The 16,452-nt window shown below is 62.7% G+C and carries 13 protein-coding genes; 7 read left to right on the forward strand and 6 right to left on the reverse strand.

Going from position 1 to position 16,452, the window contains the following annotated elements:
- Positions 1–164: 164 nt before the first annotated feature.
- Positions 165–2,792: a M1 family metallopeptidase gene (locus ACFOW7_RS05830; RefSeq protein ID WP_378162032.1), complete on the reverse strand. Its 2,628-nt coding sequence runs from the start codon at positions 2,790–2,792 to the stop codon at positions 165–167.
- 364 nt (positions 2,793–3,156) lie between these two features.
- Complete coding sequence (locus tag ACFOW7_RS05835) at positions 3,157–3,624, reverse strand: winged helix-turn-helix transcriptional regulator (RefSeq protein WP_378162034.1); 468 nt, start codon at positions 3,622–3,624, stop codon at positions 3,157–3,159.
- A 189-nt stretch (positions 3,625–3,813) separates the two neighbouring features.
- On the opposite strand from ACFOW7_RS05835, the gene ACFOW7_RS05840 reads away from it, so the two are divergent.
- Positions 3,814–5,118 carry a D-amino acid dehydrogenase gene (locus ACFOW7_RS05840; RefSeq protein ID WP_378162036.1) on the forward strand — a complete coding sequence of 435 codons (1,305 nt, stop codon included), beginning with the start codon at positions 3,814–3,816 and terminating at the stop codon, positions 5,116–5,118.
- Positions 5,119–5,263: 145 nt separating this feature from the next.
- Complete coding sequence (alr, locus tag ACFOW7_RS05845; protein WP_378162038.1) at positions 5,264–6,334, forward strand: alanine racemase; 1,071 nt, start codon at positions 5,264–5,266, stop codon at positions 6,332–6,334.
- 190 nt (positions 6,335–6,524) lie between these two features.
- Here alr and ACFOW7_RS05850 read toward each other — a convergent pair whose 3' ends face one another.
- Positions 6,525–7,355, reverse strand: coding sequence for a DUF2262 domain-containing protein (locus ACFOW7_RS05850; protein WP_378162040.1), 831 nt, complete (start codon positions 7,353–7,355; stop codon positions 6,525–6,527).
- Between the two features lie 191 nt (positions 7,356–7,546).
- On the opposite strand from ACFOW7_RS05850, the gene msrA reads away from it, so the two are divergent.
- On the forward strand, positions 7,547–8,110 hold the full coding sequence (msrA, locus tag ACFOW7_RS05855; RefSeq protein ID WP_378162042.1) for a peptide-methionine (S)-S-oxide reductase MsrA: 564 nt from the start codon (positions 7,547–7,549) through the stop codon (positions 8,108–8,110).
- Positions 8,111–8,520: 410 nt separating this feature from the next.
- Positions 8,521–10,392 (forward strand): methyl-accepting chemotaxis protein, encoded by a 1,872-nt coding sequence (locus tag ACFOW7_RS05860; RefSeq protein ID WP_378162044.1) that lies wholly within the window; start codon positions 8,521–8,523, stop codon positions 10,390–10,392.
- A gap of 168 nt (positions 10,393–10,560) precedes the next feature.
- Here ACFOW7_RS05860 and ACFOW7_RS05865 read toward each other — a convergent pair whose 3' ends face one another.
- Complete coding sequence (locus tag ACFOW7_RS05865; RefSeq protein WP_378162046.1) at positions 10,561–11,349, reverse strand: class I SAM-dependent methyltransferase; 789 nt, start codon at positions 11,347–11,349, stop codon at positions 10,561–10,563.
- Between the two features lie 82 nt (positions 11,350–11,431).
- Positions 11,432–11,809 carry an MAPEG family protein gene (locus ACFOW7_RS05870; RefSeq protein ID WP_378162048.1) on the reverse strand — a complete coding sequence of 126 codons (378 nt, stop codon included), beginning with the start codon at positions 11,807–11,809 and terminating at the stop codon, positions 11,432–11,434.
- A gap of 118 nt (positions 11,810–11,927) precedes the next feature.
- Between ACFOW7_RS05870 and ACFOW7_RS05875 the strand changes: the two genes are divergently transcribed.
- The 3 genes from ACFOW7_RS05875 (at position 11,928) to waaF (ending at position 14,280) form a co-directional block, all read left to right on the forward strand.
- Positions 11,928–12,848: a branched-chain amino acid transaminase gene (locus tag ACFOW7_RS05875; protein ID WP_378162049.1), complete on the forward strand. Its 921-nt coding sequence runs from the start codon at positions 11,928–11,930 to the stop codon at positions 12,846–12,848.
- Positions 12,849–12,885: 37 nt separating this feature from the next.
- On the forward strand, positions 12,886–13,086 hold the full coding sequence (locus ACFOW7_RS05880) for a zinc-finger domain-containing protein (RefSeq protein WP_378162051.1): 201 nt from the start codon (positions 12,886–12,888) through the stop codon (positions 13,084–13,086).
- 150 nt (positions 13,087–13,236) lie between these two features.
- Positions 13,237–14,280, forward strand: a complete 1,044-nt coding sequence (gene waaF, locus ACFOW7_RS05885; RefSeq protein ID WP_378162054.1) for a lipopolysaccharide heptosyltransferase II — start codon at positions 13,237–13,239, stop codon at positions 14,278–14,280.
- A gap of 247 nt (positions 14,281–14,527) precedes the next feature.
- Here waaF and ACFOW7_RS05890 read toward each other — a convergent pair whose 3' ends face one another.
- Positions 14,528–16,450, reverse strand: coding sequence for a hypothetical protein (locus tag ACFOW7_RS05890; RefSeq protein WP_378162056.1), 1,923 nt, complete (start codon positions 16,448–16,450; stop codon positions 14,528–14,530).
- Positions 16,451–16,452 lie beyond the last annotated feature (2 nt).

Consider the following 16,452-nt stretch of genomic DNA (forward strand, 5'->3'; position numbering starts at 1 on the left):
TGGGTACTGGAGAGGTAGTGGACGCAGCCGGCCAGCTTGACCTTTCCGTCAACAAAGTAAAGTTTTGAGAAATTCCTCTGCAAGCATTTAAGCCATAAAAACTAGAAATAAATAAAAACCCCCAACCGTCACCGATTGGGGGTTCGATACCTTGCCGCAGACGATCAGCGAGCCGCCGCGACGCCCGCCGTGCCTTTCACTTCACCCAGAAAAGCGCTCAGGCTGGCGGCCTGTTTGCTGCGGAACACGCTGCACAGCCGGATCTGTTCCAGCGACTGTTCCAGCTCCAGTGGACCACCGTCATAGCGGGCGATGGTGGGCTTGAGCCAGCGCTCGAGCGCCCTGGCCTGGGCTTCCGAGCAGAACAGGTCGAGGTAGCGCGGGAAGTAGCCGGGCGAATCCTCGGGCAGCCGCTTGGCAAGCGAAGCGAAGTGACTGCGCAGGAACTTGAAGGTGCCTTCGCGGGTGGCGTCGTCCTCGTTCTGCGCCCGGAACAGCCGGGTCGCCTCGCGGGCGTCGTAGGCCGCGTCAAGCGTCAGTCGCCGCGCCGCCTCGGCCAGGGCCGGTTCGCGGAAATTGCCCAGCGCCGTGAACAGATCGCGGCGCTCCTTGCGGTTATCGGTCTCGGCCGCGATCTTGGCGTAACGCTCGAACAGGGTGCGATCGCCTTCGAGCGCGGCAATCGACAGCACCGCCTCGCGCACTGCCGGATCGACCGCCCCGCGTTCGAGCAGCCAGGAGCGGGCCAGCCGGCCGGCTTCGGCACGCAGCGCGGCATCCTGGCCCGAATCGGCCACGACCCAGGCCAGATCGGCCCGCAACAGGGCGTCATCGCTGCTTTCCCCGGCCTTGGGCAGCAGACCGAGCTTGCGGGTGCGTTCGCCATAGAGCCGCTGCACAAAGGCCGCGAAGGCCGGCCGGTCGGCTGCCGCCACATGGAAGCGCGCCTGCCTGATCACCGCCAGTGTCGCCCCGACCACGTCCTTGTCGGGATGGCTGGCGAAATGGCCGGCCAGCTTCAGCGCGTCCGCCAACGGCAGGTCGGCCGATTCGGTCAGGGCCTGGGCGTCGTCGAGACCCGCCAGAATCTCATTGACGCTCAACGGTACCGAGGTCATCAGCCGCACCAGCTCACCAGGGGCATAGACCGGCCGGTAATAGCCCGTGCCGCCATGGTTGGCCTGGACCCAGGCCGGGCAGCGCTCGCCGGTGGCCAGCGGCAGAACCAATTCATCGCGCTGCTGCTTGAGCATCAGCCGCGCCATGCCGCCCGGCACCCGCACCGTCACCGGCACCTGCCAGCGCTGGTCGGCGCGGGCGGTCGAGCCCTGCGGCAGGAAGCGCGACTGTTCAAGCAGCAGGCGCGCCTTGCTGTCGTCGCACTTGAGTTCGACCTTGAGGCGCGGAATCCCCGGCTGTTCGATAAAGCTGCGGAAGGCCGGTGCCAGATCGGGGTCCTGACTCGACAGTGCGGCCACGAAGTCGGCACCGGTGGCATTGCCCCAGGCGTGCTTCTTCATATAGCTGCGCACGCCCTCGCGGAACCGCGCTTCGCCAAGCCAGGTTTCGAACATCGACAGTACCGCCTGTCCCTTCTGGTAGGTAATGCTGTCAAAGGCCGAATTGAGGTCATGCTCGTTTTCGACCGGCTGGTGGATACGCCGGGTCGAGGCCAACCGGTCGGCCGCCATGGCCCGGGCGCGGGCTTCCTGGGTATCGCTGCTCCATTTCCACTCGGGCATCAGCTGATCGGTGATCTTGCTGCCCATCCAGCTGGCAAAGGCTTCGTTAAGCCACAGATCGTCCCACCAGGCCATGGTCACATAGTTGCCGAACCATTGATGGGCCAGCTCGTGGGCCATGATATCGACCTGACGGCGCTTGAACGGCTCGGTCTCCTCGGCAGGCTTGGCCAGCATCAGGCCCGAGGTATAGGTAATCAGCCCGGCGTTCTCCATCGCGCTGAAACCGACCGTCAGCGGAATCACCAGACTGTCGAGCTTTTCATAGGGATAGGGCGCATCGAAATACTGTTCGAGCCGCTCGACGATGCGCGGGGCCATCGATACCGCATAGCGCACTTCGCTGCCGCGTCCTTTGGGCACCACATAGCGGATCGGGATATTGCGCAGCTTGCCGCCGTCAACCACCTCAAACGGGCCGACGCCGAAAGCCACCAGATAGCTGGGCAACGGCTTGGTGCGCTGGAAACGCACGGTCTTCCAACCGTTGCCGAGCGACTTCTCCTCGCTGGCTGGGGTATTGGCCACCGCCGTCAGCCCTTCGGGCACGGTCAGGCTCAGCGTCCACGGCACCTTCCAGCCGGGCTCGTCAAAGCTCGGAAAGGCCCGGCGCGCGCCGGTGCTCTCGAACTGAGTAAAGGCATACCAGTCGCCACCTTCCTTCTGGCGGAACAGACCATAGACCTCGCGCTCGGCAATCGTCCCGCTGAAGGTCAGCTTCAGCACTGCTTCTCCGGCCGGCACACTGCGCTGGAAACGCAGTTCGAGCTTATCGACGCCGCGCTGCCGGACCGTGGCCGGCCAGCTCGCCCCATCGCGCTCCAGCACCGCCTGACTGACCCGCAGACCCCGGCCATGCAACAGCAGAGTGCGCGCAGGCGCGCTGGTGGCAAGGCTGATGGCGACTTCGCCGCGATGGGTGGCCGCGGCTGGATCGACCTTGAGATCGACCTGATAAGCCAGCGGTTTGACCACCGCCGGCAGCCGCATCGGTTCGGCCGCCGCACCCGAGCCCAGGGCGGCTGCCAGCAATAGGGGAATAGCTGACATGGTTTCCTCTTCCTTATTTGGAGAATGGCAAGGCGCTGCCAAACGGCGCAGCTTAACATCGCCGCCGGTCACGGCGACACCTGGCCAGACCGTGGAAAATCCCTGCCTGATAGACACAGGAAAGGCATTAGCAGAGACGAATACAGGAGAAAATAAAAGGACAAATAATTGCAAGATCCATTCTTGCAAAGAGACTGTTTTTAAAAATCTTCTTTAAATCAGCGTTATTGCGGCAAATTGGACGGATCGGCCTGGGCAATCCGTCCAATCTATAGGGCGTGGTAAATACAGCAATCGGGACGCTCAACAAAAAATTGCACTGCCGACCGCGCCATTTCGGCAGCCTCCCGAACCGCCATTGGGCCTATTCCGCCAACGGCAGGGCCAGCGTCTCCTTCACTTCCTCCATCACCACATAGCTGCGCGACTCGGCCGCGCCGGGCAGATTGAGCAGGATATCGCCCAGCAGCTTGCGGTACTGCGACATATCGGGAATACGGGCTTTCACCAGATAGTCGAACGCACCCGATACCAGATGGCATTCGACCACATTGGGCAGCTTCATCACTTCGCGGCGGAAGGCGTCGAAGATGTCGGCCGACTTGGCCGACAGGCGCAGCTCGACGAACACCAGTTGGCTGCAATCGACGGCGCGTGGGTTGATCCGGGCGTAATAGCCTTCGATCACCCCGTCGCGCTCCAGCCGCTTGACCCGTTCGGAACAAGGCGTGGTGGAGAGGCCGACCCGTTCGGCCAGTTCGGTGATGGTCAGGCGGCCATTGGCCTGGAGCAGGCGCAGGATCTTGCGGTCGGTACGGTCGAGTGGCTTCATGGAAACGGCACAGGCGTCAAAGGGTTGATTTGCAAGGCATGAAACAAGCACAGCAGGAAACATTCACACCATATCGTCAAATGGTAGTGGATTTCACCAAAAGATAGGGATTCTTTAGCTACACTTGCTGGGTCAAGCCCATTACACTGCGCGGCATTCCTGTTTCAACTCTGGCTTGGCGGATTCGGCATGAAGGTCGTGGTTCTCGGTGGCGGTGTGATCGGCGTCAGCAGCGCCTACTATCTGGCAAAAGCCGGCGCCAAGGTGACGGTGCTGGAACGCCAGCCCGGCGTCGCGCTGGAAACCAGCTTCGCCAACGCCGGCCAGATCTCGCCTGGTTATTCGGCGCCGTGGGCCGCGCCCGGCATTCCGCTCAAGGCGCTCAAGTGGCTGTTCCAACGCCACGCCCCGCTGGCACTGCGGCCCGATGGCAGCCTGCACCAGTTGCAATGGCTGGGTCAGATGCTCAGCAACTGCAACGAAGCCGCCTACGCCATCAACAAGGAAAGAATGATGCGGCTGGCTGAATACAGCCGCGACTGCCTGCGCGCGCTGCGGGCCGAAATCGGCCTCGGTTATGAAGAGCGCAGTCTGGGCACGCTCCAGGTCTTTCGTACCGACAAGCAGCTTGCCGCCGCCCAGAAGGACATCGCCGTCCTGCAAACCTGCGGCGTTCCCTATGAATTGCTCGACCCGGCCCAATGCAGCCGGATCGAACCCGCACTGGCCAAGGTCAGCCACAAGCTGACCGGCGGCCTACGGCTCCCCAACGACGAGACGGGTGATTGCCAGCTGTTCACTACCCGACTCGCCGAGCAATGCCGCGCCCTGGGCGTGGAGTTCCGCTTCGAGGCGCAGATCGAGCGCCTCATTGCCGGCCGCAACGGCCGGATCGACGCCGTCCAGGTCGACGGCGAGCGACTGGCGGCCGATCATTTCGTGCTTGCCCTGGGTAGTTATGGCCGCCAGTTGCTGCTCGATCTCGATTTGAAGCTGCCGGTCTATCCGGTCAAGGGCTACTCCCTGACCGTGCCGATCAGCGATCCGACCGGTGCACCGGTCTCGACCGTGATGGACGAGACCTACAAGATTGCCCTGACCCGCTTCGACAACCGTATCCGGGTCGGCGGCATGGCCGAACTGATGGGCTACGATCTGTCGCTCAACCCGCGCCGGCGCGAGACGCTGGAGATGGTGGTCACCGATCTGTTCCCGCAAGGTGGCGACGCCAAACAAGGGGCGTTCTGGACCGGCCTGCGGCCGATGACGCCTGACGGTACCCCGATTATCGGCGCCACCCCCTATGCCAACCTGTCGTTGAATATCGGCCACGGTACGCTAGGCTGGACCATGGCTTGCGGCTCCGGTCAGGTACTGGCCGACCAGCTCGCCGGCCGCCAACCGGGCATCCGCACCGATGGTCTGGGCCTTGACCGCTATGGCCGCACCGTGGCTGGCCCGCGTTTGATCAAGACAGCGCCGGCCTGGTCCTGAGTTTTCTCCTCTGGTGTCGTTCTACGCAGCCGTTCCCCCGGCCGTGTCGGCAACACCAACCTGGGCGGGCACGCTTCCCCTGGCGTGCTCGCTTTTTTCATCCGCTTGATCCTGCATAATCGCTGCTTTCCCGACGGAGTTCCCGATGAGCCGCCCGCTGACCGCCACCATTCGCCTCGACCATTTGCGCGCCAATTATCAGTTGGCGCGGCGCCTGCACGGTGGACGGGTGCTGGCAACGGTCAAGGCCAATGCCTATGGCCATGGCGCCGTCGCCGTCGCCCGGGCGCTGGCCGATCAGACCGACGGTTTCGCCGTCGCCTGTATCGAGGAAGCCCTGACCTTGCGCGAAGCTGGGATCACCCAGCCTATCTTGCTGCTCGAAGGCTGGTTCGAGCCGGCCGAACTTGAGCTGATTGTCCAGCACCAGCTATGGACCGCCCTGCACTGCCCCGAGCAACTGGCCCAGCTTGAACAGGCCAAGCTCGCTGCACCGCTGCCCTCGGTCTGGCTCAAGTTCGACAGCGGCATGCATCGGCTTGGTCTGCCGCTTGGGCAGGCCCATGAAATCCATCGCCGCGTCTGCGCCAGCGGCAAGGTCGAATCGGTGGTGCTGGCCACCCATTTCGCCCGCGCCGATGAGCTTGACTGCCCCAGCACCACGGAACAGATCGAGCGCTTCCGTGCTGCGGTGGCCGGTCTGCCCTGTCCGCTCAGCCTGGCCAATTCAGGCGGTGTGCTCGGTTGGCAAGCCGCACGCGGCGACTGGGCCCGGCCCGGCATCATGCTCTACGGCGGCGCCTCGCTCGACCGCATGCCGGCCGAGCCGCCGCTGCCGGTGATGCAGCTCGACAGCAAGCTCATCGCCGTCCAAAGCCTGTCCGCTGGCGAAGCCGTCGGTTACGGCGCGCGTTTTGTTACCGAGCGCGCCAGCCGGATCGGCCTTGTTGCCTGCGGCTATGCCGATGGCTATCCCCGTGCCGCCAAGACCGGCACGCCGGTATTGATCGATGGCCGCCGCAGCCGGGTGGTCGGCCGGGTATCGATGGATATGCTGGCAGTCGATCTCGAACATTTCCCCGAAGCCGGCGTCGGCACGCCGGTGCGGCTATGGGGCGAAGGCCTGCCCGCCGACGAAGTGGCCCAGGCCGCCGGCACCATCTCCTACGAATTGTTCTGCAATGTGAAGCGGGCGCATTTCCGCTATGTCGGCTGAGCAATAGACTACCCCGCCTCGCCTACAGGCAGACCGGCCACGCCGGTTCATGGTGGGCAATCCAGGTCGCGGACGCCCTGAAGAGCGTGCTTCTTCAGGGCAGCCTCGATCGTTTCCCGCGACCATTTTGACTCCACCCCGGACGCCAGGTCAGCCCAGCGGCCGACCGTCCCGTCCGCGCCCAAACCCCCTACCCCGGAATATCCGCCTCCGTCGGCCCCTCCTCGATCGAGCCAGATACCAAGATGGCGTGACCCCAGAACAAATCGCCATCACGGTGCCAGAACTCAAAGTGCTGATCCGGATATACCGTAATGGCGATCAATGCCATCTTTTGCAGGAATTCCGCCGCCGTCACCTCGTCTTCGTCATCATCGAGCCAACTGTCGTTCTTCAACGGCAACAGCGACTCGACGGCAAATTGGCGAATCCGCTCGCTCCAGGTTGCCATATCGCGCCATAGCGTGCGGGCCGTCGCGATGGCTGCGGCGGTTTCCGACAAGTCTTCGACGCCGATACGCAGCTTTACCGCCTGGCCCCGCCAATCAGCCTGGGTTTCAAACCAGTCGAGGCGCCTGTCGAGAATCAGGGTGCCGAAATCGGGATCGTCCAGCGTACAAGGCTTTACATACTCGTCGAGCACACTTTGCAGTGCCGCATCGTGTGCCTCGCCATCGAGACTCAGCAGCAGGGCTTGCGGCGTGCCGAACGGATTTTCTTCAGCGAGTTTGACCGTGAGCCGGATCAGGCTTTCCGGCTTGAGGGCCTGTTGGAATTGCCGCAACTCGGCATCGCCGACCTTTTTGCAGACCTTGAGGAGACCTTGATGGAGAGGGCCGTCATCGACTTTCCAGGCAATCAGATCGAACCGCAGCGTCCATTCCTGTTCTGCCGGGGCTTTCCCACCGCTTGGGCCACTTGCGCCAACCACTGCGGTGATGGTGACAGGACTCTCTCTGTCGAACTGCTGCGCCAAAGCCAGCGCTTTCTGTTGGGCTTCGCTGAAAAAATCGTCGGCCATTATCTATTTAGCCCTCTTGCTGAATCAGACGAGTTGGCAAGCTGTCCGGTGGCGGACAGCAGCACGGTTTCCACGGCCTGGGGTGACTTCCCGGCTGCGTCAGGGTAGCGTGACAGACGGATTTTCCGCCCAGGATTTTTTAGCCAGGCTTCTGGCCCAATGGCGGTATGCACAAGATTCTTGGAGGCCCTATGCAAACGAACAGCAATCCTGGAGCAAACCTGGAAATCGCCACGCTGGCCGGTGGCTGTTTCTGGTGTCTCGACGCCGTGTTTTCGCGTATCGAAGGCATACAGCGTGTGGTGTCCGGCTATATGGGCGGACGGGTCGATCAGCCGACCTATAAGCAGGTCTGCCATGGCGACACCGGTCACGCCGAAGTCGTGCAGCTCCACTACGACCCGGCCCGGATCGACTACGCCACCTTGCTTGAGATCTTCTTCGCCATCCACGACCCCACCACGCTGAACCGCCAGGGCAACGACATCGGCACCCAGTACCGCTCGGCGATCTTCCACCACGATCCCGAACAAGAAAAAACCGCCCGCGCCACGATTGCCGCGCTGGAGGCTGAACACGCTTTTGCCGACCCGATCGTTACCGAGGTCGTGCCGGTCAGCACGTTCTATCCAGCGGAGACCTACCATCAGGGCTATTTCGAAGACAACCCGCTCCAGCCCTACTGTCAGATGGTGGTCGCTCCCAAGGTGCGCAAGGCGATGCTGAAATTTGCCCGTCGCTTGAAGCCGGTGTGAGCGCCAGCTCAGAGATTGCGAGAGAATTTTGGCAGGAATCGGTCAAAATTCTCCCTAAACATCTATGCATACAGCACTGAAGCTTCCCAATTATTTCCACTTGGCTCAACTAGCCCTTTTTCCCCGGCTCCGCTCCATGTCCGTCTCCCCGAGGACAACGGTTTTTGCCAGACATGAGAGGCGTTGACAGCGGCACAGCAATCGCGCTTTCGCGGCGTATTCGAATCGCTCTTTGCAAGAATCATGTTTTTTTCATTGAATACCGCGATAGGTCTTGCAAAGCGTTTTCCTAAAAGTTTCCAAAAGACTTGCATAGATAATCTGGCGTAGCGTGCAAGCTCGCCTATGCTTGTAAAAGTATGCGAAGCGGCACCGCCTCGCTGGTATGAACCCGCGCATTCGGAGGAAGCATGCAGTCCTTGCGCAGCAAGCTGATCGTCGCCGTATCCGCCCTGGTCGCTTTGACCGCCATCGTTCTCACCATCGTCGCCTATCAGCGTCTACGTACCGATCTATTCGAATCCCTGCAAGGCCAGACCAGCGAGGCGGCCAATGCCTATGCCAAGACGGTGGACGACTGGCTGACCGGCAAGGCCCAGATCGTCACCGCCCTGGGGGCAGCGGCCACACAGAGCGATCCGCTGCCTTACCTCCAGATGATCGCCAATACCAGCAGTTTTGATACGACCTATATTGGCTACCCTGACCGCCGCATCATCTTCTCCAAACCGCAGAACCTGCCGGCCGACTACGACCCGACTTCGCGGCCGTGGTATCAGCAGGCCGTCAGCGCCGGCAAGACCATCATCACCGAACCCTATAGCGACGCCGCCACCAAGAAGCTGGTGTTGTCGCTGGCCAGCCCGGCCGGCACACCCGTGACTGCCGTGGTGGCTGCCGATGTGTTCATGGACGGGCTGGTCGCCAGCGTCCTCAGTGCCCGGCTGGCGCATCAGGGCTATGCCTTTATCGTCGATGGCCAGGGCAAGGTGCTGGTCCATGCCAATGAAGCCCGGCTGATGAAACCGGCCAGCGAGCTTGGGACGGAACTCGAAGCGACCCGGATCAAACAGTGGGCCGAGGGTGATGTGATGGTCGAAACCACCATCGATGGCGCCGGCAAGTTTGTGCGTTTTAAGCGCATTCCGACCACCGGCTGGTATCTGGCCGTGGTGATCGACCGCCAGTCGGCGCTGGCGCCGCTTGGGCGTCTGCTGACTTTCTCGGTGATTCTGGTGGTAGGGCTGTTGCTGCTGGTGATTCCGCTGTCGGCGGTATTGATCGGCCGGATGCTGAGCGGCCTGCTGCGTATCCGCGACGCCATGCGCGCGATTGCCAGCGGCGGTGGTGATCTGACCCGGCGGATCGACGTCCACGGCCACGACGAAATTGCCCAGACGGCGCAGGCTTTCAATCAATTCCAGGAACAGCTGCGTCAGATGTTCGTCGCCGTGCAGAGCGAAGCGGCGCAGCTCACCGGCGGGGTTAACGATATTGCCGGCATTACCCGCCGCATGGCGCAGGATTCGCGCGTACTGGCCGACCATGGCGCCAGCAATGGCGCCGCCATCGAACAATTGACCACCAGCATTGCCCATATCGCCGAATACGCCAATCAGGCCAATCGTCAGGTGGACAGCACCGGCCAGCTATCGACCGAAGGTGCGGCCAGCATCGAGCGGGTCTCGGCCGAAATCGGCAAATCGGCCCAGGCCGTGCGCGAACTGGCCAGCCTGTTTGGCGAAGTCAATCAGCGCGCCAATGAGATCGGCGGCATTGTGCAGGTGATCAAGGAAATCGCCGATCAGACCAATCTGCTGGCCCTCAACGCCGCCATCGAAGCGGCCCGGGCCGGTGAGATGGGACGCGGCTTTGCCGTGGTCGCGGACGAAGTGCGCAAGCTGGCCGAACGGACTGGACAGGCCACCTTGCAGATCACCGGCATGATCACCGGGATGCGCGACGCCACACAGAGCGCCAGCGCCAATATGGGCCGCACCCTCAGCGCCGTCGAAGCCGGCGCCGGCCTGGCGCATGAAACGGCCCAGAGCATCGCCCAGATCCAGGCCTCGATGGATCAGGTGGTCAACAATATGCGCGAGATCGCCCACTCGACCAGCGAACAGCACCAGGCCGCCACCTTGATGGCGCAGAATACCGAGCGCGTCACCAATCAGTTGCATGCCAGCGATGAAGCCTTGCAGTCGGTGACGACGACGCTCCATAACCTCAATGAGCTGGCCGGCGCGATCCGCAGCCTGTTTGCGCAGTTCAAGGTCTAGAAACGACGGGAGCGGCCCGAAGCCGCTCCCGTGCCAGCGATTGCACGCCCGACCCAATGCAGCCTCGGCCCCAGGGCCAAGCCCCTCGACTCGGGTCGCTCGCTCAACCGGAGCAGCCCGACCCGCACCAATGCTGCCACCATGTGGCTTGCGACCCTCTGTCGCTCTTCAAATATCGAGCCGGGCGCAACGATACGCCTCGGTCCGGTAGGGAAACGCCACGCTGTCCCGGCCACGCAGCGCCGGATGGGTATCGATCAGTGTTTGCAACTGCGCCTTTACCCGGGCCTTTTCCGCGTCCGGCAAGGCGGCGATAAAGCTGACCGACAGGAAGCGGTCAATGATCACCAGCTCCGGGCCACCGAGGTGGTGATGAACGAAGACATTGCTTTGCAGCGGAGAAAAACCGCGCCTGCCGAACGATGCCTCGCCGAACGGCCGGCGCCAATCGCCCTTGTAGAAACGCGGCGCGTCGCCCTCGTATGGCGTGATGATCTCGGTGATGGCGGCGACCCAGTCGACCGATTCGTCGCGGACGTTCCAGACCAGGCCCAGTTGGCCGCCGGGACGCAACACGCGATGGATCTCCTGCAGCGCCGCGTCCGTCGCGAACCAATGGAAGGCTTGGGCGCAGATCACCACGTCGGCGCTGCCCGTCTCCACCGGCATCCGTTCGGCGGTGCCCGGCAATGCCGTGACCGTCGGCAGCTTGGCGGCCAGCCGTTCGCGCATTGCCGCGACCGGTTCGACCGCGACGACGGCGGCGCCCGTCCGGACCAGCCGCTGGCTGAATTTGCCGGTGCCCGCGCCTAGATCGAGCACGGTCGTGCCGGCCCCGATCGCGAGCGCATCGCTAAGCCAGCTTTGCAGCTCGCCGGGATACTCCGGCCGACCACTTTCATAGGATTTGGCTTCGTTGGAATAACCTTGCCGAGCGGCGTCATGAATTGCTGTCATCGATAACCCCATGAATCTGCACCCCCCATATAAAAAGAAAGGACCACCACGGCAAAGCGAACAGCGGTCGGGAAGCACCGCCTCAGCGCGACAGCGCCAGGACGAACAAGGCGACCACGACGCCGATGCCGACGAACCAGACCAGCGAACGGGCGACGTGCCAGTCCTTGATGTAGCAGACGCCGTAGAGCGCCCGCGCCACCACGAAGGTCAGAGCCAAGGCGTCAACAGTATCGGCCGCGACGCCCGCCTGGATCGCCACCAGCACCGCCGCCGCGAACGGCGCGAACGCCTCGAAGCTGTTCATCTGTGCCCAATAGGCACGCTGGCGCCAGCCGGTCAGCCCTTCTTGCTGGGCGCGCGGCGTGCGGTTGTTGTAGCGGATCGTGGCCTTGGTCAGCGTGATCCACACGTAGGGCATGCAGGCCGAAATCAGGATGCAGGCGTAGGCGAGCTTCATGGCGGCAAGGACCGGTCGTCTAGTGGAAGAAGACAGCAGTGTAGCCAAGTGCCGGCTGCGCGGAAGCGGCTAAGCCGCTAGAATAGCGCGCTTACAACAATTCATTCTGGAGACCACCATGTCGATGGCAGACCGTGACGGCGTCATCTGGTACGACGGCAAGCTGGTGCCCTGGCGCGAGGCCACCACCCACGTCCTCACCCATACCCTCCATTACGGCATGGGCGTCTTTGAAGGCGTCCGCGCCTACGAAACCTCGCGTGGCGCAGCGCTGTTCCGCTTGCAGGACCATACCAAGCGCCTGCTGCGCTCGGCGCATATCCTCGGCATGAAACTGCCTTTCGGCCACGACGAGCTCAATGAAGCCCAACGTGCCGTGGTCCGCGAAAACAAGCTCAGTTCCTGTTATCTGCGCCCGATGGCCTTCTACGGTTCGGGCAAGCTCGGCGTGGCGCCGCCCGAGAACGATGTCCACGTTATCGTGGCCGCCTGGCCCTGGGGAGCTTATCTGGGCAGCGAAGGGCTGGAAAAGGGCATCCGGGTCAAGACTTCCTCGTTCACCCGCCACCATGTCAATGTGACCATGTGCAAGGCCAAGGCGAACGGCAACTATATGAATTCGATCCTCGCCAATACCGAGGCCACTCGCGACGGCTACGAAGAAGCGCTGCTGCTCGATGTCGAAGGTTATGTGGCCGAAGGTTCGGGCGAGAACATCTTCCTGGTCCGCGACGGCAAGCTCTATACACCTGACCTGACTTCCTGCCTTGACGGCATTACCCGCAACACCATTTTCCATCTGGCGGCCGAACTGGGCCTGCCGGTGATCGAGAAGCGTATCACCCGCGATGAGGTCTATATCGCCGATGAAGCCTTCTTCACCGGCACGGCCGCCGAAGTCACCCCGATCCGCGAACTCGACGGCCGCCAGATCGGCGCTGGCGGACGCGGTCCGATCACCGAGCGCCTGCAGGCGATGTACTTCGCCTGCGTCAAGGGCGAGGATGAGCGGCGGGCCGACTGGCTGACCCTGGCCTGATTTTCCTTTTTACCGAACAGCCGTAGGTTGCATCACCATGAGCCAACTCAAAGAGAACACCCAGCGCCATATCGAGGTTGAAGCCAAGGACCTGCCCTTGCACTGCCCGATGCCCGATATGCTGAAGTGGAACGCCCATCCGCGCGTTTTCCTGCCGATCGAGAACAGTGGCGAAGCGCTGTGCCCGTACTGTGGCACCCGTTATGTGCTCAAGGGCGGACCGGTCGGCCACCATTGAGCCGTCCGGCCCTCGTCCCGGCCCGCCGCCCGCGCGGCGGGCCTTTGTTTTGTTTCCACCGTGGCAGCGCTGCCTGCCCGGCATTTCCCGGGTTCGCCCGGGCCGGCGCGGCAGGGATTTCCTGCGCCCCGTACACTGCGCGAGACACGCATGACCGACCGTCTTCTCGTTGTCGCCCCATCCTGGGTCGGCGACTGCGTCATGGCCCAGCCGCTGTTGCGGCGGCTCAAGGAATACCGTCCCGACAGCCATTTGACCGTATTCGCCCCGGCCTGGACCCTGCCGCTGTTCGAGCGTATGCCCGAAGTCGACGCCACGCTCGACAACCCGTTCGGCCATGGCCAGTTGCGGCTCGGTCAGCGCTGGCGCATGGGCCGCTCGCTGCGGGGCCGCTTTGAACAGGTCATCGTGCTGCCGAATTCCCTTAAATCGGCACTGCTGCCCTGGTTTGCCGGTATCGGCCAGCGGACCGGTTTTGTCGGCGAATCGCGTTATGGCCTGCTCAACGATGTGCGTCAGCTCGATGCCAGTGCCTATCCACTGCTGGTCGACCGTTTCGCCCTGTTGGCCGAGCCGCGCGACGCCACGCTGCCGCGTCCGCTGCCCTACCCCGCCTTGCAAATCGACCCGGCCAGCCGCACCCGCGCCCTGGCGAGCTTCGGTCTTGCCACCGACCGACCGATCGCTGCCTTCTGCCCCGGCGCCGAATACGGCCCGGCCAAGCGCTGGCCGGCCCGGCATGTGGCCGAGCTGGCCCGCCGTCTGGAGGCGCGCGGTTTCCAGGTCTGGCTGTTTGGCTCGACCAAGGACCGCGAAGAAACTGCCCGTATCGTCGAGCTGTCCGGCGCCAGTCCGACTGATCTGGCCGGCCGCACCACCCTGGCCCAGGCCATCGATCTGCTGTCGCTCGCCGACTTGGTCATCACCAACGATTCGGGCCTGATGCATGTGGCCGCTGCCTTGCAGCGCCCGCTGGTGGCGCTGTTTGGCTCATCGAGCCCCGATTACACCCCGCCCTTGTCCGACCGGGCCGAAATCGTCTCGCTCGACCTCGATTGCAGCCCGTGCTTTGAACGGGTCTGTCCGCTCAAGCATTTCGACTGTCTGGAGAAGCTGGGACCGGAGCTGGCGGAAGCGGCCATCGATCGCTTGTTGAGCGGAAAAGCGCAGATTCCCCTGCGCCCGGTTCAATAGGCGCAACCGGCACAGGAGAGCACCGTTTGCAGAGAAATGAAAATTTCAGGAAAATCATCTGCTATACAGATAGCCGAAATTAAACAAAAATAAATAATAATTCCATTTTTGCCTCCTCCGCCACCCGGTCCACTTGAACGCTTGACCGGATCGTCTGCTGTGAGAGCAAAGCCGTCGGACGCAGCGAGGACGCTGCCATGAAAAACGGGCGCCCGCAGGCGCCCGTTTCGTCGATGGCTCGAACCGATCAGTATTGATCGCCCGCCCACGGCTGCCGCACATGGACTTCCACGCCGCGCCGCTCGTTGCTGCCGATCCCTTGCTGTTCGGTAAAGGTATCGACCCGGTCCAGTAGATCGTTGACCTTGAGTCCCTGTTCCTGCCAGATGGTGTTTCTGACGTCGTTGGGTTTTGGCCCTTCGTACTGGGTGCGCAGGTTGTGCAGGACATCGGTCATATGGGCCAGACCGAAATGCTTGGTGTCGTGGGCAACCACCTCGGCCCAGTTATCGGGTTTGTTGAGGTGGGTGCCGACGTCGCTCAGCATGGTTTTGTATTCCTCGAACAGCGGCTTGGGCTGGCCCTTGTTGACGGCCTCGCGGTGCACGCCCCAATCGGGGGTGTCGAGCCCAAGATCGACGCCCATTTCCAGTTTGAAATCATTGAGTTGGCGCAGCGTGCTGCTGATATCGCCTCGATGGCTGTACCACTCCATCCGCTCATGCGAGTACAGCACGCCCTGCAGATCGGCGTATTGTGCCTGCAAGCCTTGCAGGGTGCGCTCCATATGGGCGAGGCCGTGCTTCTTGCTGTCCTTGAGCGTCTGCTCGACCCAGGCCTGATTGTGGCCGAGATCGGTCTTGGCCTGTTCCAGCACCTGCTTGTAGCTGTTGAACAGCGGCACAGCCGGTCCCTTATCGATGGCAATGCCCGGCTCGCCCGCTTTGGGCTTGTGTTCGATCAGGGAATGGAAGAAGTTGTTGGCATGCCCCAGACAGCGGAAGTTCGCCGCCGCGCGGTTCAGAACCTTGTCGGTCCAGCCCGATTCGGCATCGGCATGGGTGCCACGCCCAAGCACCGTGGGCATCCCGACCGATTCCCACTTCATGAATAAGCGCGGCGTGCCGCCTTGCTGGATCGAATTGATCTTGTCGAACACCAGACAGCCCTTGCCCGAGGGCATGCGGTTGTCGAAATCCTCCATGCCGCGCTGCGCGCCCTGGCCGCTCGCCACACCAGCCACCATACCGGCCAGACCGGCGTTGAACAGACCGGCCTGCGGTGAGGAGCTGCGTTCGTTGAAGTGGGTGGAGGCGCGGCCATAGGTATTAGGCGCACTGTTCATGAAGTTGTACAGCTTGTTGCCCGGGTCATCCATCACCATGCTGCCACGGTTCAGGAAAGCCGGTTCGACCTCGGGCGAGGCATTGTCGGCCAGTGCCTTGGCTTGCAGATACCACGAAATGGCCCGGGTGGTGTCGAGATTCGGCGACACCATATGGCCATCGACCTCGATCGGGCCACCGGTGTAGTCCGGCTGGCTTTGCAGCGCCTTGACCAGCTTCTCGCCCATATTGATATAGGTGTGCATCTCGGCCTGGCTGACCGGGCTGCCCAGGCGGGCGCGGTAGACGTTCATCAGATCGCTGACCGAGGCCTCACGCGGGCCATCGGGTGATTTGAAGGTGATGTGCTGGCGCAGCACGCCACCCTGCGGCGGTGGAGCCCCCAGATTGTCACGCAGCGCCTGGGCCTGTTCGCGCGCCACCTTGAGATCACCCCAGCGGCTGGAGAACGCATCACGCAAGGCAGCTACCGGCAGTGCCAGCGGGGTGACGATCGCCGTACCGATCAGGGTACACAGGCCGACAGCGCCCGACAGGATCGCCAGACAGCCAGCACCGAACTTGCGTCCGATATTTTCCAGCGTCCCAAACTCGCGCTTGGCCAGCCGCTCGCGGCATTCGGTCTGCAACTCGGTAAAGCCGGCTTTATTGTCGGGGGCCTGGGCGAGACTGATGGTCTTGTTGGGAATCGGGGAATTGGCGCTCGACTGGACAGTCTGGAGCGCAGGCTGCTGATTGCCCGAATTGTTCGATACATTCTGCGACTGCTGCGCGACTTCCATGCCGAAGTCGGCAACTTGGCGGAGATTGATAGAAGTGGTCATGG

The sequence above is a fragment of the Chitinimonas lacunae genome, from assembly GCF_042650885.1.
In the GTDB taxonomy this organism is placed as follows: domain Bacteria; phylum Pseudomonadota; class Gammaproteobacteria; order Burkholderiales; family Chitinimonadaceae; genus Chitinimonas_A; species Chitinimonas_A lacunae.

Excerpts from the sequence above, each read along its gene's own strand:
- msrA (WP_378162042.1), top strand. The coding sequence starts at position 7,547 with ATGCAAACGAACAGCAATCCTGGAGCAAACCTGGAAATCGCCACGCTG.
- ACFOW7_RS05840 (WP_378162036.1), top strand. The coding sequence starts at position 3,814 with ATGAAGGTCGTGGTTCTCGGTGGCGGTGTGATCGGCGTCAGCAGCGCC.
- ACFOW7_RS05875 (WP_378162049.1), top strand. The coding sequence starts at position 11,928 with ATGTCGATGGCAGACCGTGACGGCGTCATCTGGTACGACGGCAAGCTG.
- ACFOW7_RS05835 (WP_378162034.1), bottom strand. The coding sequence starts at position 3,624 with ATGAAGCCACTCGACCGTACCGACCGCAAGATCCTGCGCCTGCTCCAG.
- ACFOW7_RS05880 (WP_378162051.1), top strand. The coding sequence starts at position 12,886 with ATGAGCCAACTCAAAGAGAACACCCAGCGCCATATCGAGGTTGAAGCC.
- ACFOW7_RS05870 (WP_378162048.1), bottom strand. The coding sequence starts at position 11,809 with ATGAAGCTCGCCTACGCCTGCATCCTGATTTCGGCCTGCATGCCCTAC.
- waaF (WP_378162054.1), top strand. The coding sequence starts at position 13,237 with ATGACCGACCGTCTTCTCGTTGTCGCCCCATCCTGGGTCGGCGACTGC.
- ACFOW7_RS05830 (WP_378162032.1), bottom strand. The coding sequence starts at position 2,792 with ATGTCAGCTATTCCCCTATTGCTGGCAGCCGCCCTGGGCTCGGGTGCG.
- ACFOW7_RS05860 (WP_378162044.1), top strand. The coding sequence starts at position 8,521 with ATGCAGTCCTTGCGCAGCAAGCTGATCGTCGCCGTATCCGCCCTGGTC.
- ACFOW7_RS05850 (WP_378162040.1), bottom strand. The coding sequence starts at position 7,355 with ATGGCCGACGATTTTTTCAGCGAAGCCCAACAGAAAGCGCTGGCTTTG.
- ACFOW7_RS05890 (WP_378162056.1), bottom strand. The coding sequence starts at position 16,450 with ATGACCACTTCTATCAATCTCCGCCAAGTTGCCGACTTCGGCATGGAA.
- ACFOW7_RS05865 (WP_378162046.1), bottom strand. The coding sequence starts at position 11,349 with ATGACAGCAATTCATGACGCCGCTCGGCAAGGTTATTCCAACGAAGCC.
- alr (WP_378162038.1), top strand. The coding sequence starts at position 5,264 with ATGAGCCGCCCGCTGACCGCCACCATTCGCCTCGACCATTTGCGCGCC.